At 71.2% G+C, this 13,237-nt stretch carries 11 protein-coding genes; 9 read left to right on the top strand and 2 right to left on the bottom strand.

Going from position 1 to position 13,237, the window contains the following annotated elements; translation table 11 throughout:
- The first annotated feature begins 51 nt into the window (after window positions 1-51).
- From AB0F17_RS01330 to mctP (AB0F17_RS01345), 4 genes are all read left to right on the top strand, one after another.
- Complete coding sequence (locus AB0F17_RS01330) at window positions 52-261, top strand: DUF3311 domain-containing protein (RefSeq protein ID WP_358014279.1); 210 nt, start codon at window positions 52-54, stop codon at window positions 259-261.
- Window positions 258-1,868 (top strand): monocarboxylate uptake permease MctP, encoded by a 1,611-nt coding sequence (gene mctP, locus AB0F17_RS01335; RefSeq protein ID WP_358014282.1) that lies wholly within the window; start codon window positions 258-260, stop codon window positions 1,866-1,868. The genes AB0F17_RS01330 and mctP (AB0F17_RS01335) overlap by 4 nt, the downstream gene beginning before the upstream one ends.
- Window positions 1,869-2,008: 140 nt before the next feature.
- A complete protein-coding gene (locus tag AB0F17_RS01340) occupies window positions 2,009-2,218 on the top strand; it encodes a DUF3311 domain-containing protein (protein WP_214634394.1) in 210 nt (69 codons plus the stop codon).
- The gene (gene mctP / locus AB0F17_RS01345) at window positions 2,215-3,825 is read left to right on the top strand and encodes a monocarboxylate uptake permease MctP (protein WP_358014286.1); all 1,611 of its coding nucleotides are present in this window, start codon (window positions 2,215-2,217) and stop codon (window positions 3,823-3,825) included. Before AB0F17_RS01340 ends, mctP (AB0F17_RS01345) begins: the two co-directional genes overlap by 4 nt.
- 62 nt (window positions 3,826-3,887) lie before the next feature.
- On the opposite strand, the gene AB0F17_RS01350 is transcribed toward mctP (AB0F17_RS01345), so the two are convergent.
- Window positions 3,888-7,130 (bottom strand): BTAD domain-containing putative transcriptional regulator, encoded by a 3,243-nt coding sequence (locus tag AB0F17_RS01350; protein WP_358014289.1) that lies wholly within the window; start codon window positions 7,128-7,130, stop codon window positions 3,888-3,890.
- Between the two features lie 228 nt (window positions 7,131-7,358).
- On the opposite strand from AB0F17_RS01350, the gene AB0F17_RS01355 reads away from it, so the two are divergent.
- Both AB0F17_RS01355 and AB0F17_RS01360 read left to right on the top strand, forming a co-directional pair.
- Window positions 7,359-8,867 carry an FAD-dependent monooxygenase gene (locus AB0F17_RS01355; RefSeq protein ID WP_358014292.1) on the top strand — a complete coding sequence of 503 codons (1,509 nt, stop codon included), beginning with the start codon at window positions 7,359-7,361 and terminating at the stop codon, window positions 8,865-8,867.
- 52 nt (window positions 8,868-8,919) lie between these two features.
- Window positions 8,920-9,582: a GDSL-type esterase/lipase family protein gene (locus AB0F17_RS01360; RefSeq protein ID WP_358014295.1), complete on the top strand. Its 663-nt coding sequence runs from the start codon at window positions 8,920-8,922 to the stop codon at window positions 9,580-9,582.
- Window positions 9,583-9,638: 56 nt separating this feature from the next.
- Here the strand turns inward: AB0F17_RS01360 and AB0F17_RS01365 are convergent, their stop codons facing one another.
- Complete coding sequence (locus AB0F17_RS01365) at window positions 9,639-9,980, bottom strand: DUF6285 domain-containing protein (protein WP_358014298.1); 342 nt, start codon at window positions 9,978-9,980, stop codon at window positions 9,639-9,641.
- A gap of 417 nt (window positions 9,981-10,397) precedes the next feature.
- On the opposite strand from AB0F17_RS01365, the gene AB0F17_RS01370 reads away from it, so the two are divergent.
- Genes AB0F17_RS01370 through AB0F17_RS01380 form a run of 3 tightly spaced genes read left to right on the top strand, consistent with a single transcriptional unit; the run spans window position 10,398 to window position 13,236 of the window.
- The gene (locus AB0F17_RS01370) at window positions 10,398-11,066 is read left to right on the top strand and encodes a hypothetical protein (RefSeq protein WP_358014301.1); all 669 of its coding nucleotides are present in this window, start codon (window positions 10,398-10,400) and stop codon (window positions 11,064-11,066) included.
- A gap of 50 nt (window positions 11,067-11,116) precedes the next feature.
- Window positions 11,117-12,307, top strand: a complete 1,191-nt coding sequence (locus tag AB0F17_RS01375) for an acyl-CoA dehydrogenase family protein (protein ID WP_358014304.1) — start codon at window positions 11,117-11,119, stop codon at window positions 12,305-12,307.
- Window positions 12,304-13,236 carry a phosphotransferase family protein gene (locus tag AB0F17_RS01380; protein WP_358014307.1) on the top strand — a complete coding sequence of 311 codons (933 nt, stop codon included), beginning with the start codon at window positions 12,304-12,306 and terminating at the stop codon, window positions 13,234-13,236. The genes AB0F17_RS01375 and AB0F17_RS01380 overlap by 4 nt, the downstream gene beginning before the upstream one ends.
- The last annotated feature ends 1 nt before the right edge of the window (window position 13,237 follow it).

A 13,237-nucleotide genomic window follows, 5' to 3' on the forward strand; every position in this document is an offset into this window, starting at 1 on the left:
TCACGTCACTAGTCTGCGAGGGCAAGAGCCGCATCTCCCTAGGAGACCGCCTTGCCCGATGACAAGAGTGACCGCAGCCCCTGGAACTGGCTGCTGCTCGTGCCCATCGCCATCCCCCTGATGCCGTTCCTGTTCAACTCCGACGAGCCCCGGCTGCTGGGCTTCCCGCTGTTCTACTGGCTGCAGATCGCCTTCATCGCGCTCGGCGTGGGCACGACCACGCTGGTGTACCAGATGACCAAGCGCAGGAGGCAGCGGTGAGCGAGCACCTTACCGAGATCATCGTCTTCGCCGCGCTGTTCCTGGTGGTCAGCGGCATGGGCTTCGTCGCCGCCCGGTGGCGCCGGCCGGCCGACCTGGCCAGCCTCAACGAATGGGGGCTGGGCGGCCGCAACTTCGGGCCGTGGATCACCTGGTTCCTCATCGGCGGCGATCTCTACACCGCCTACACGTTCGTGGCCGTGCCCGCGCTGCTGTTCGGCGCGGGTGCCGCCGGGTTCTTCGCGGTGCCGTACACGGTGATCACGTATCCGATCGTGTTCCTCGTCATGATCCGGTTGTGGTCGGTGTCGCACGTGCACAGCCTGGTCACGCCGGCCGACTTCGTGCGGGTGCGGTTCGGCTCGCCGACGCTGGCGCTGCTGGTGGCCATCACCGGCATCGTGGCGACCATGCCGTACATCGCGCTGCAGCTCGTCGGCATCGAGGCCGTGCTGAAGACGATGGGCGTGGCCGGCAGCGGGTTCCTCAGCGACCTGCCGCTGATCATCGCGTTCGTGATCCTGGCCGCCTACACCTACCAGTCGGGGCTGCGGGCGCCCGCGCTCATCGCGTTCGTCAAGGACGTCCTCATCTATCTGGTCATCCTCGTCGCGATCATCTACATCCCGGCCAGGCTGGGCGGCTGGAGCCAGATCTTCGGCGACGCCGCGGCCAAGTTCCAGGCCACCCCGGCGCCCAACGACGGGATCCTGCTCAACTCCAACAACCAGCTCCAGTACGTCACGCTGGCCCTGGGCTCGGCGCTGGCGCTGTTCCTCTACCCGCACAGCGTCACCGGCGTGCTCGCCTCGCGCAACCGCGACGTGATCAAGCGGAACATGTCCGCGCTGCCCGCCTACAGCCTGCTGCTGGCGCTCATCGCGCTGCTCGGCTACATGGCCATCTCGGCGGGCATCAAGCCGATCGGCACCGACGTCAACACCGTCGTGCCGCAGCTGTTCGACCAGATGTTCCCCGACTGGTTCGCGGGCATCGCGTTCGCGGCCGTCGGCATCGGCGCGCTCGTCCCGGCGGCCATCATGTCGATCGCGGCGGCGAACCTGTTCACCCGCAACATCTACCGCGAGTACATCAACCGGAACCCGACCGACGCCCAGGAGGCCGGGGTCAGCAAGGTCACCTCGCTGGTGGTGAAGATCGGCGCGGTGCTGTTCATCCTGCTCATCGACCCGCAGTTCTCCATCGACCTGCAGCTCATCGGCGGCGTGATCATCCTGCAGACGCTGCCGTCGGTCGCCATCGGCCTGTTCACCCGCTGGTTCCACAAGAGCGGGCTGATCGCGGGCTGGGTCGCCGGGATGGGCGCCGGCATCCTCATGCTCTACAACGTCGCCAACCCGGTCATCAAACACGAGCACTTCGGCGGGTCGGCGTTCCCGCTGGCCAAGCTGGGCCTGGACACCAAGATGACGATCTACGCGGGCTTCCTGGCGCTGGCCGTCAACCTGATCGTGGCGGTGCTCGGCACGCTGCTGTTCCGCGCGCTCAAGGTCGCCGACGGCCCCGACGGCACGGCGCCCGAGCACTACACGGCCGACGAGGGCGACCCGCGCGTCAAGGACCTCGACCTGTCCGGTTCGACGTGACTCTCCGCATTTAGGCCAAACCGTAACACCGCCGACATTGGGATTAATCCCCAAGAAAAGCTAATCTCCCCTCATTGACGATAAGTCAGGGGCCGGTTCAGACCGTGAGCCGGCCCCTGACTCATGTTTCGGAGGGGTCGATGACAACCCGGGAACCCGGGCAGGCACGCAGTGACCGCAGCCCGTGGAACTGGCTGCTGGTCCTGCCCATCGCGCTGCCGCTGATGACCTTCCTGTTCAACGCCGACGAGCCCCGGCTGTTCGGCTTCCCGCTGTTCTACTGGCTGCAGATCGCCTTCATCCTCGTCGGCGTCGGCTGCACCACGATCGTCTACAGGATGACCAAGTGAACGCCAACGTGACCGAGCTGGTCGTCTTCGCGCTGCTGTTCCTCACGGTGAGCGTCATGGGGTTCGTGGCGGCCAAATGGCGGCGGCCCGAGAACATCGAGAGCCTGCACGAGTGGGGGCTGGGCGGCCGGAACTTCGGCTCCTGGATCACCTGGTTCCTGGTGGGCGGCGACCTCTACACGGCCTACACGTTCGTGGCCGTGCCCGCGCTGGTGTTCGGGGCCGGGGCGCTGGGCTTCTACGCCCTGCCGTACACGGTGGTGGTCTATCCGCTGGTCTTCCTGGTGCTGGCCCGGATGTGGTCGGTGTCGCACGTGCACGGGTTCGTCACTCCGGCCGACTTCGTCCGGGCCCGGTTCGGGTCGCCGACGCTGGCGCTGATCATCGCGATCACCGGTCTGGTGGCGACCATGCCGTACATCGCGCTGCAGCTCGTCGGCATCGAGGCGGTGCTGAAGACGATGGGCGTCACCGGGCACCTGCCGATCATCATCGCCTTCGCCATCCTGGCGGCCTACACCTACCAGTCGGGGCTGCGGGCGCCGGCGCTGATCGCGTTCGTCAAGGACACGCTGATCTACATCGTCATCCTGGCGGCGGTCATCTACATCCCGGCCAAGCTGGGCGGCTGGGGGTCGATCTTCGACGCGGCCAAGGCCAAGTTCGACGCGACCCCCGCGCCCGGCGACGGCATCACGCTCAACGCCAACAACCAGCTCCAGTACGTGACGCTGGCGTTCGGCTCGGCGCTCGCGCTGTTCCTCTACCCGCACAGTCTCACCGGCGTGCTGGCCTCGAAGAACCGCGGCGTCATCAAGCGGAACATGGCGGCGCTGCCCGCCTACAGCTTCCTGCTCGGCCTGATCGCGCTGCTCGGCTTCATGGCGATCGCGGCGGGCACCAAGGGGGTCGTGGGCGCCAACGGCAAGGTGGACAACAACACGATCATCCCGGCGCTGTTCGACCAGATGTTCCCCGACTGGTTCGCGGGCGTGGCCTACGCGGCCATCGGCATCGGCGCGCTCGTCCCCGCGGCCATCATGTCGATCGCGGCGGCGAACCTGTTCACCCGCAACATCTACCGCGAGTACCTGCGCAAGGACGCGACGGACGCGCAGGAGGCCAAGGTCTCCAAGCTGGTGTCCCTGGTGGTCAAGGTGGGGGCGGTGCTCTGCATCCTGCTGCTCGACCCGCAGTTCTCCATCGACCTGCAGCTCATCGGCGGCGTGATCATCCTGCAGACGCTGCCGTCCGTGGGGCTGGGCCTCTACACACGCTGGTTCCACAAGGGCGGCCTGATCGCGGGCTGGGCGCTGGGCATGAGCGCGGGCATCTGGATGCTGTACATGGTCCCGAACCCGGCGACCGGCAAGGCCCACTTCGGCGGGTCGGCGTTCGGGCTGTCGAACCTCGGCCTAGACACCAAGATGACGATCTACGCGGGCTTCGTGGCGCTGGCCGTCAACCTGATCGGGGCGGTGCTCGGCACGCTGCTGTTCCGGGCGCTGAAGGTGGCCGACGGAGAGGACGCGACGTCTCGGGAGGACTACTTCGCCGACGAGGGCGACCCCAAGGTCAAGGACGTGGACCTGGCGGCCACGCACTGACCGCCTTCCAGGCCGGCTCTGGCCGATTCCCCACCGGGAACCGGCCAGGGCCGGTCAGGCGCCTACGTGGTGGATGAGGGTGCCCGGCGCAGCCGGGCCGGGTCGACTTCGGTCACGGCCGTCTTCCCGTCCAGCTCCCAGCCCTTCCCGTACGCCGCGGCGAAGGCTTCCTCGCCCAGCGCGGCCCGCCCTCGGCGGGTGAGCTCGCGAACCTGCTGATCGGTGCGGTCGTGAGTGCCGCGCAGCCGGGAGGCGGCGCCGAGCAGGACGGCCGACTCGTGATGCCGCCCGTGCGCCTGGGCGAGCGCGGCCACGGTCACCGCCCCCATCGACAGGATGGGCAGGTCCCGGGTCTCCAGCGCCGCCGCGTACGCCTTCTCCATCATCTTCTCCGCGCCGGCCAGGTCGCCCAGCTCCAGGCAGAGCGCGGCCCGCACGTTGCCGGCCAGCGCCCGCGCGTGGTGACCGGGGAACGTGGTGTGGCCGCGCAGAGCTCGTTCGGCGTCGTCGAGCAGTGCCCGCGCCCGGTCCAGGTCGCCGAGCCGCACCCGGAAGGCGGCCTCCCACGCGTCGACCAGGGCCGGCATCTCCGGCGAGTTGGTGCGCAGCGCCCGCTCCTGGGCCGAGTCGATCATCGCGATCGCCGAGTCGGTGTCGCCGCGCCGCAGGTGCAGGTCGATCCAGCGCAGGTCGCTGAACACCTCGTCGCTGAGGCTGAGCGAGCCGAACTCGCCGGCCAGCGACCGGGCCTCGCGCAGGTCGGCCAGCGCGCCGTCGAGGTCGTCGTCGTACTGCCGCTGCTGGGCGCGCATCGGCAGCGCGGTGGCCTGGCCCCAGCGGTCGCCGGCCTGCCGGAAGCAGGCCAGGGCCGCCTCAACGTCGGTGCGCATCTTGTCGAGCTCGCCGGCGTTCTCGGCGACCTGGGCCCGGAACATGCGGGCCAGCCCGGACAGCCACACGTCGTCGCCGGCGGCCAGGTGCTCGAAGATCGCGAGCGCGGTCTCCTCCTCCCGCAGGAACGCGAGCGTGAGCGCGATGAGCGCGCCGTACGGGCCCGGGAGCCGCGGGTTCGCCAGCAGCCGGCCGGCCAGCTCGCGTAGCCGCGTCTGGTCGTCCGCGGTCTCCTCGGCGGTCATCCCTGGCCGGGTGTCGACCCGGTTGATCAGGTAGATCGCGTGGGCGTGGTCGCGGTCGGGCGTCGGCTCGCCGCCGGGCACCGCCAGTGCCTCGCCCAGCCAGTAGGCCGCGTCGGGGTCCCGGCCGAACATGTGCCAGTACCAGGTCAGGTTCAGGGCGAGAGCGACCGCGCCGGGGGCGTCGCCGGTGTCGCACCGCCGGCGCAGGGCGGCCAGCGTGTTGTCGTACTCGGCGCTGATGACTCGCATGGCCGCCAGCTGGCCGGGTCCACGCAGCAGCGGGTCGTGCCGGGCCATCAGCTCGGCGAAGTAGCCGGCGGCCAGGTCGCGGACGGTGCCGAGGTCGCCCGCCTCGGCCAGGCGACCGGTGCCGTACTCGCGTAGCGTCTCCAGCATGCGGTAGCGGCCCGGGTCGGGCGCGAGCTGCAGCAGCGACCGGTCGACCAGGCCCGCGAGCAGCTCGGGGAGCTCGGCGGCCGGCACCGCGGTGCCGGCGCACAGCGCGGTGGCCGAGGCCGGCGTGACGCCGCCGGGCAGGATCGAGACGCGTTCGGCGACCGTACGTTCGTGCTCGCTCAGCAGCTCCCAGCTCCAGGCGATGACCGCGCGCAGCGTGCGGTGCCGGGGCAGCGCGGTGCGGCTGCCGGTGGTGAGCAGCCGGAACCGGTCGGACAGCCCGTCGGCCAGCTCGGGCAGCGACAGCGTCCGCAGCCGGGCTGCGGCCAGCTCCAGCGCCAGCGGCATCCCGTCCAGGCCGCGGACCACCCGCCGGACCTCGGGCAGCGTCGTCTCGTCCACATCGAAGCCGGGGCGTACGGCTGCGGCCCGCTCGGTGAACAGGCGTACCGACGCCGCCCGCCGGGCCTGCTCGACGCCGTCGTCCGGCCCGGGCAGCGCGAGCGGGCCGAGTGGCACCAGCGCCTCGCCGTCGACCGCGAGGGGTTCGCGGCTGGTGGCGAGCACGCGCAGCCCGGAGCAGCGGGGCAGCAGTGCCGCGACCAGGTGGGCCACGGCGTCGATCAGGTGCTCGCAGTTGTCGACCAGCAGCAGGCTCTCCCGGCCGCCGAGCCGGTCGGCGAGTACGTCCAGCTCGTCGCCCTCGGCCCGCGTCCGGGCCTCGAACATCGCGCCGCCGCGCAGCCCGATCCCGGCGAGCACGGCCGCACCGACCTTGGCCGGCTCGGTGACCGAGGCGAGGTCGATCATCCAGGCGCCGTCGCGGTAGTCGTGGCGGTGGCGGCGGGCGGCCTCGACGGCCAGGCGCGTCTTGCCGGCGCCGCCGGGACCGAGCACGGTGACCAGGCGCCCGGCGGCGAGCAGCGTGTCGATCCGGGCGAGGTCGTCATCGCGCCCGATGAAGCTGGTCAACGGCGCGGGCAGGTTACTCGGCCTGGGCTTCGCCACGTCGGCGGCGGGCCGCTCGGCGCGCAGCAGGCGCAGGTGGCGCTCGTGCAGGGCGGTGCCCGGGTCGGTGCCGAGGACGTCGGCCAGGGTTTCGCGGACCCGCTCGTACAGGGCCAGGGCCTCGGCCTGGCGGCCCTGGGCGGCGAGCGCGTCCATGAGCAGCGCGGCCGCCCGCTCGTGGACGGGGTGCTCGGCGAGCAGGGCGGTCAGGCGGTCGGCGGCCGCGTCGGCACGGCCCAGGGACAGCTCGGCGACGGCGAGGTCGGCGACGGCCTCGACCGAGGCGTGGGCCAGCCGGGTCGCGGCGGCGGGCGCCACCGCGGCGACGACCGCGGGCTCGGCGCCGGGACGGTCGCCCCACAGCGCCACGGCCTCGCCGAGCACGGCCGCCGCGGCATTCGGGTCACCGGCGCGCAGGTGGTCACGGCCGGCGGCGGCGAGCCGCTCGAACCGCAGCGCGTCCACGTCGGCCGCGTCCACGGCCAGCCGGTAGCCGCCCGCGACCTGCGCGACGTCGCCGGCCGAGCCGAGGGTCCTGCGCAGCCGCGAGACGAGGGCCTGGAGGGCGTGGGCGGGGCCGGTCGGCGGGTCCTCGGCCCAGATCGCGTCGACCAGGACGTTCGGCTCGACCGCGCGCCCGCCGGCGAGCGCCAGGCGGACGACCAGACCCTGCGAGCGCGCACCCGGAACGGGCAGAGCGGTGTCACCGCGAGACACCTGGAAGGCGCCGAGCAGCGTGACGCGAAGCCGCGCATCCCCGTCCATCTCCCGATCTTCGCGCACGCACCCTCGAGTCCCCAAATCACGGCAGGTCACGGACGCTACCTCCGCTCCCGTCACGCCGCCATGAGAAGCCTGCCGGGGGCTCGAACGCGTCGCAGGACGGAAATGTCAGCGCCATGTGTGCCCCTGTGAGTGCCGTGTGTGCCCCGTGTGAGCGGCCCGGTTCAGGCTTTGCATGCCTGAAGAGGCGAGCTTTTGAAGGGGGTTCTTGTGCATGACGTAGTGATCGTGGGCGCCGGCCCGGTTGGTCTGTTCCTTGCCTGTGAGCTTGGCCTAGCGGGCTGCTCCGTCCTGGTGCTCGAGCGGGAGCCGGAGCCGCGCTCCCCGTGGAAGGCGGACCCGCTCGGGATGCGGGGCCTGTCCGCCGCGTCGGTCGAGGCGTTCTACCGCCGCGGGATGCTGCACCCGCTGCTGAAGGCGTCGGGCGTCAACGACTACCCCGGCGCGGAGGAGCCGGCCCGCCCTCGTGGCGCGGGCCACTTCGCCGGCATGATGCTCGATCCGGCCAAGGTCGACGTCGCCGCCCTGCCGTTCCGGCTGCCCAGCCCGGCGATGGAGGGCGTGATGACGAACCTCGAAGCGGTCGAGACGGTGCTGTCCGAGCGGGCGTTCACGCTCGGCGTGGAGGTCAGGCGCGGCGTCACGGTCTCCGCCATCGCGCAGCACGACGAGATCGTGGTCGCGCGAGCCGGCGAGCACGAGTACGCGGCGCGCTGGCTCGTCGGCTGCGACGGCGGACGCAGCGCGGTGCGCGGGCTCGCGGGCTTCGACTTCGCCGGCACCGAGCCGCAGCTCACCGGCTATGTCGTGCTCGCCACCATCGCCGATCCCGAGAAGCTGCGCCCCGGGTTCAATCTGACGCCGACCGGCATGTACCTCCGGACGCCCGCGAAGGGCTACATCGGCATGCTGGACTTCGACGGCGGCGCGTTCGATCGCTCGCGGCGGCCGACTCGCGAACATCTCCAGGCGGTTCTGCGCCGGGTATCCGGCACCGACGTGACGCTGAGCGACGTCCATCTCGCCTCGAGCTTCACCGATCGGGCGATGCAGCCGACGACCTACCGGCAGGGGCGCGTCCTGCTCGCGGGCGACGCCGCGCACATCCACTCTCCCCTCGGGGCGCAGGGACTCAACCTCGGCATCGGCGACGCCATGAACCTGGGATGGAAGCTCGCGGCGACCGTACGTGGGGACGCGCCGGACGGCCTTGTCGACACCTACACCCGCGAGCGCCATCCGATCGGCGCATGGGTGCTCGACTGGACGCGCGCCCAGGCGGCGGCCATGAAGCCGGATCCGCATGCCCAGGCGGTCCAGGCAGTGATCCGCGACCTGATCGGGACCCGTGACGGAACGACCTACGTGTTCGAGAAGGTATCGGGATCGTCGATCCGCTACGACCTCGGCAGCGAGCAGCCGCTGGTCGGCCGGAACGCCCCGGACCTTCGTCTTGAGGACGGCACTCGCCTCGGCGACCTGATGCGGGACGGACGAGGCGTCGCGCTCGATTTCAGCATCGGCCGAGGCCTCCACGGTTCGGCGACGGGCTGGGAGAGCCGGGTTCGGTATGCGGCCGGGCCGGCGAGAAACGACCTCGGATCGGGTGCCGTGCTCGTCCGGCCTGACGGCGTGGTCGCCTGGGCCGGCGATCGTGACCCTGATCGTGCGGCTTTCGAGCGGGCCGCCGGCCAGTGGTTCGGTCGTCCGGAAATCTAGCCCCGCCCAAGATCGACACCTTCCTTTCCACAACCGAGTTCTAGGAGCGCACATGACCATCAACCTCCGACCGGGAAGCACCGTGATGTTCACCGGCGATTCGATCACCGACTGCCAACGACTGGAGAGCGAGGACCGTCTCGGGTTCGGCTACCCGCTGCGCGTCGCGGGCGAGTGGGGCCTCCGACACCCGAACCGGCCCGTGACCTGGCTGAACACCGCCATCGCCGGCGAGAAGGTGATGGACCTCGAAGCCCGATGGCAGGCCGACGTGCTCGACGCGCGCCCGGACGTGGTGTCGATCCTCGTCGGCGGCAACGACGTGGCCTGGCACTCCTACGACCCGGACGGCTACGTGATCACCGCGGAGGAGTACGCGGCGGGCTACGACCGCCTGCTCGCGCCCCTCGCCGAGGCCGGCGCCGACCTGATCCTCATCGAGACGTTCCTCCTGCCGATCAGCGGCCTCGTCGAGGTCGGCGATGTGCACCTCGGCGAAGAGGTCCGGAAGGAGTGGCGGGCCGACCTGGACCCGAAGATCCAGGTCGTGCGCGAGCTCGCCCGCAAGTACGGCGCGCACCTGCTCGCCGCCGACGGCATGTTCGCCGGGCTCGCCGCGACGACCGGGCCGGAGTACTGGGCCGCGGACGGCGTACACCCGACGCCGGCCGGTCACGCCGCACTCGCGGCGGCCTGGCTGCGCCTGGTCGCGTGAGCGAGCCTCGCGAGCGGGCGTCCTAGACGGGGTTCTTCGCCCGGCGACTCACTCCGCTAGCCGTCGCCGAGATATCCGGGGTTGGCCACCTCCAGCTTGGCCCGTACGGCGGCCCTGAGCGCCTCGACCAGAGCCGAGTCGTCGAGGCGGCCCTCACGCACCGCCGCCGCCAGCTCCGCGTCGTCGGCCACCCCCAGCCCGGCCAGCCGCCGCTCATGCTCCTCCGCCTGGGCCGGGCCCAGCTCGATCTCCCGCTCGACCATGCCGAGCACGTTGATCGCCACGCGGGTGTGGAACCGCACCCGGCCCTCGACCGCCGGCAGCACGTCGTCGGCCAGGAAGTCGCGGACGGCCGCCACCAACCGGGCCGCCGAGGGAACGTCGTGCGGGGCTGCCATGAGGAACTCCTTTGTGCGTTGGTCGCCTGCTCATTCGCTCGGGGGGTGCCCTCATCGACCACGACCGAGGCGGATTTCTCAGGATCCCACGTGCCACGTAGGCCGCCCGGAAGATCGGAAACCCCGGGCGGCGGTTGCGCAGTGAACGCACGGCGAGGTGCGGCGCGGTGGCCGCCGTGTAGGGGTGCGGCGCGGTGGCCGCCGCGTCGAGGGGGTGCGGCGGCTCGCGGGTGCCGGTGCTTGTTCCGGGTGACCCGCGGTGTCCGCTCGGCCAGGTCGAAAACGGTTCACCTGTACCGGCGCCCCGGCCTCTGATGAGACCGGGGCGTCATCGCGTGCGGGCTTTGGTGCCTCAGGGCCCCCGACTGAGGCGTGTCGAGATTATTCCTGTTAGTCCGTTTTGTATAGCTTTTGTAGATGACGTCCCGATTCAGGGACGGGCCAGTCGCGAACTATGTCGCCCCTGCCCGCGTCCAACCCTTCATGATCCATGTGGCCCTCTCCCTGACGCTGGCCCTGTCCCCGGCGACAGTGACCGAGATTCCGAAGAACTTCCTGCTCATGGAGCGCGCCGCGCGCACGCCTCTGAGCTCCACCGATGCCGCTGAACTGAGTTACGAGATCAGCGACAAACTCACCACGCCGTTGGAGCTGAACCCGTGTGAGCACCGGCGCGCCGTCGATGGCGGCCGGCTGGCGGCCCGCACGATCACGCTCGGGACCAGCGCCCCCAGCTACTCCTCCGAACAGCTCATCGTCTACAAGAGCCCACGCGCCGCCCACGCCGCGCTCACTCGTCTGCGCGCCGAGGTGAAGCGATGCGGGCGCAAGCGCGACCCGTCGTCGCGCGAACTCTCGATCCAGTGGCGGACGAACAAGGTCAAGGTGGGCGATGAGGCCCTGGGCATGGGGTACCAGACCCGGCAGGACGGCTACGAGGACCCGAAGGGCACCGGTCTCGTCGCGCGCAAGGGCAGCGCACTGATGATCTACACGACCGACGAGGGAGACTACTTCCCCGGCGGCCTGACCAAGCAGGCCAGGAAGATGGCGGCCAAGGTGTGCAAGTTGCCCGGCGTGTGCTGAACGCGACCGAATCCGTTGACCGGGCAACGATTATCGGTTGAGATCCTGTCATGAGCTTCGCCGTCCCTGACAGCGTTCGTCCCATCCGCGATGCCGTACACGCCTTCATGACCGAGCGGGTCGAGCCCGCCGAGAACGTGCTCCACCAGGGCGGGCCCGCGGCCGGGGCGGCGCTCGACGAGCTGCGCGCCGAGGCCAAGAAGGAGGGCTTGTGGGCGCTCGGCCACCCGCGCGAGCTGGGCGGGGGCGGGCTGCCCTTCCTCGACTACGTGTACGTCAACGAGGTGCAGGGGCGTAGCGAGTTCGGGCAGATCGCGCTGGGCACGTACACGCTGCAGGACTCGCTGATGCTGTACGAGCACGCCTCCGCCGAGCAGCGCGAACGCTACCTGGATCCGCTGGTGCGGGGCGACATCTCGCCGAGCTTCGCGATGACCGAGCCCTCCGTGTCGAGCAGCGACCCGACGCAGATCAGGACGGCCGCCGTTCTCGACGGGGACGAATGGGTGATCAACGGGCACAAGTGGTTCACGACCGGCGCGTCCCGGGCCGCGTACACCACCGTGATGTGCCGGACCGAGGACGGCGCGGCGCCGCACCTGGCCTTCTCCATGATCCTGGTGCCGACCGACACGCCGGGCTACGACATCATCCGTGAGACGCCGGTGCTGGGGCTGGACGGGGCGCACTGCGAGGTCCGCTACGACAACGTCCGGGTGCCCGCCTCGAACCTCCTGGGGCGGCGCGGCCACGGGTTCGTCATCGCGCAGAAGCGCCTGGGCCCCGGGCGGATCTTCCACTGCATGCGCTGGCTCGGCCAGGCGCAGCGGGCCTTCGACCTGATGTGCCGCCGGATGCACGAGCGGACCGCGTTCGGTGAGCCGCTGGCGGCCAAACAGCTCATGCGGCAGCACGTGTTCGACTCCTACGCCGAGATCCAGGCCGCGCGGCTGCTCACGCTCGACGCCGCGCGGGCCATCGACTCCGGCTCCGACGCCAGGGTCGAGATCGGCGCGGTCAAGGTGGTGGGCTCGCGCATGCTGCACAACGTGATCGACCGGGCCATTCAGGTGTACGGCGCGGCGGGGCTGACGTCGGACACCCCGCTGGACCGGATGTACCGGCACGCCAGGGCCGGGCGGATCTACGACGGACCGGACGAGGTGCACATCGACTCCGTGGGACGGCGGATACTCGGCACCTACGCGGCCGGCGGGAACTGGGAGTTCGGGCTGCGATGACGCGAGCGGTCCACTCGATCGTCGGTGAGGTCTTCGGGCCCGGCGCGTCGGTGCCCTTCAGCGCGCGGCTCCCCGGCGGGGCCTCGCGCGAGACGTGGGCGCTCGACGTGCTCGACGGGGACGAACGGCACGAGCTGATCCTGCGCCTCGACTCCCCCGGCGCGGCCCTGGAGGCCGGTGGCAGCCTGGCGAGCGAGGCCACGCTGATGCGGGCCGCCGCCGGGGCCGGGGTGCCCGTGCCGCGGATCGTGGCGGCCGCTCCGTCGTACATCCTCATGACCCGGGTGGCGGGTGAGACGATCCCGCGCAGGATCCTGCGCGACGAGGCGTACGCGGACGCCCGGCCGCGGCTGGCCGCCCAGTGCGGCGAGGCGCTCGCGGCGATCCACCGGATGCCGCTGTCCGCGCTGCCACCCGCCGCGGACGATCCGCTGCGGCAGTGGCGGGAGGTGCTCGATCAGGCCGGGGAGCCGCATCCCGTGTTCGAGCTGGCGTTCCGGCGGCTGGCGGCGACCCGGCCGCCGGGGGCGCGGCGGAGCGTGGTGCACGGCGACTTCCGCAACGGCAACCTGATCGTCGGCCCCGAGGGCATCCGGGCGGTGCTCGACTGGGAGCTGGCCCACGCGGGCGATCCGGTCGAGGACCTCGGCTGGCTGTGCGTGAAGGCGTGGCGGTTCGGCTCGCCGCTGCCGGTCGGCGGGTTCGGCGGCTACGACGACCTGGTCACCGCGTACGAGAAGGCCGGTGGGCAGCCCGTCGACCGTGACGCGCTGCGCTGGTGGGAGACGTTCGGCGTACTCAAGTGGGGCGTCATCTGCGTCATGCAGACGATGCGCCACCTGCGCGGCGGCGCGCGTTCCGTCGAGCTGGCCGCGATCGGGCGCCGGGTGTGCGAGAACGAGTGGGACCTGCTGCGGCTGCTCGGCTGAA

The sequence above is a fragment of the Nonomuraea sp. NPDC026600 genome, from assembly GCF_040638335.1.
GTDB lineage: Bacteria > Actinomycetota > Actinomycetes > Streptosporangiales > Streptosporangiaceae > Nonomuraea.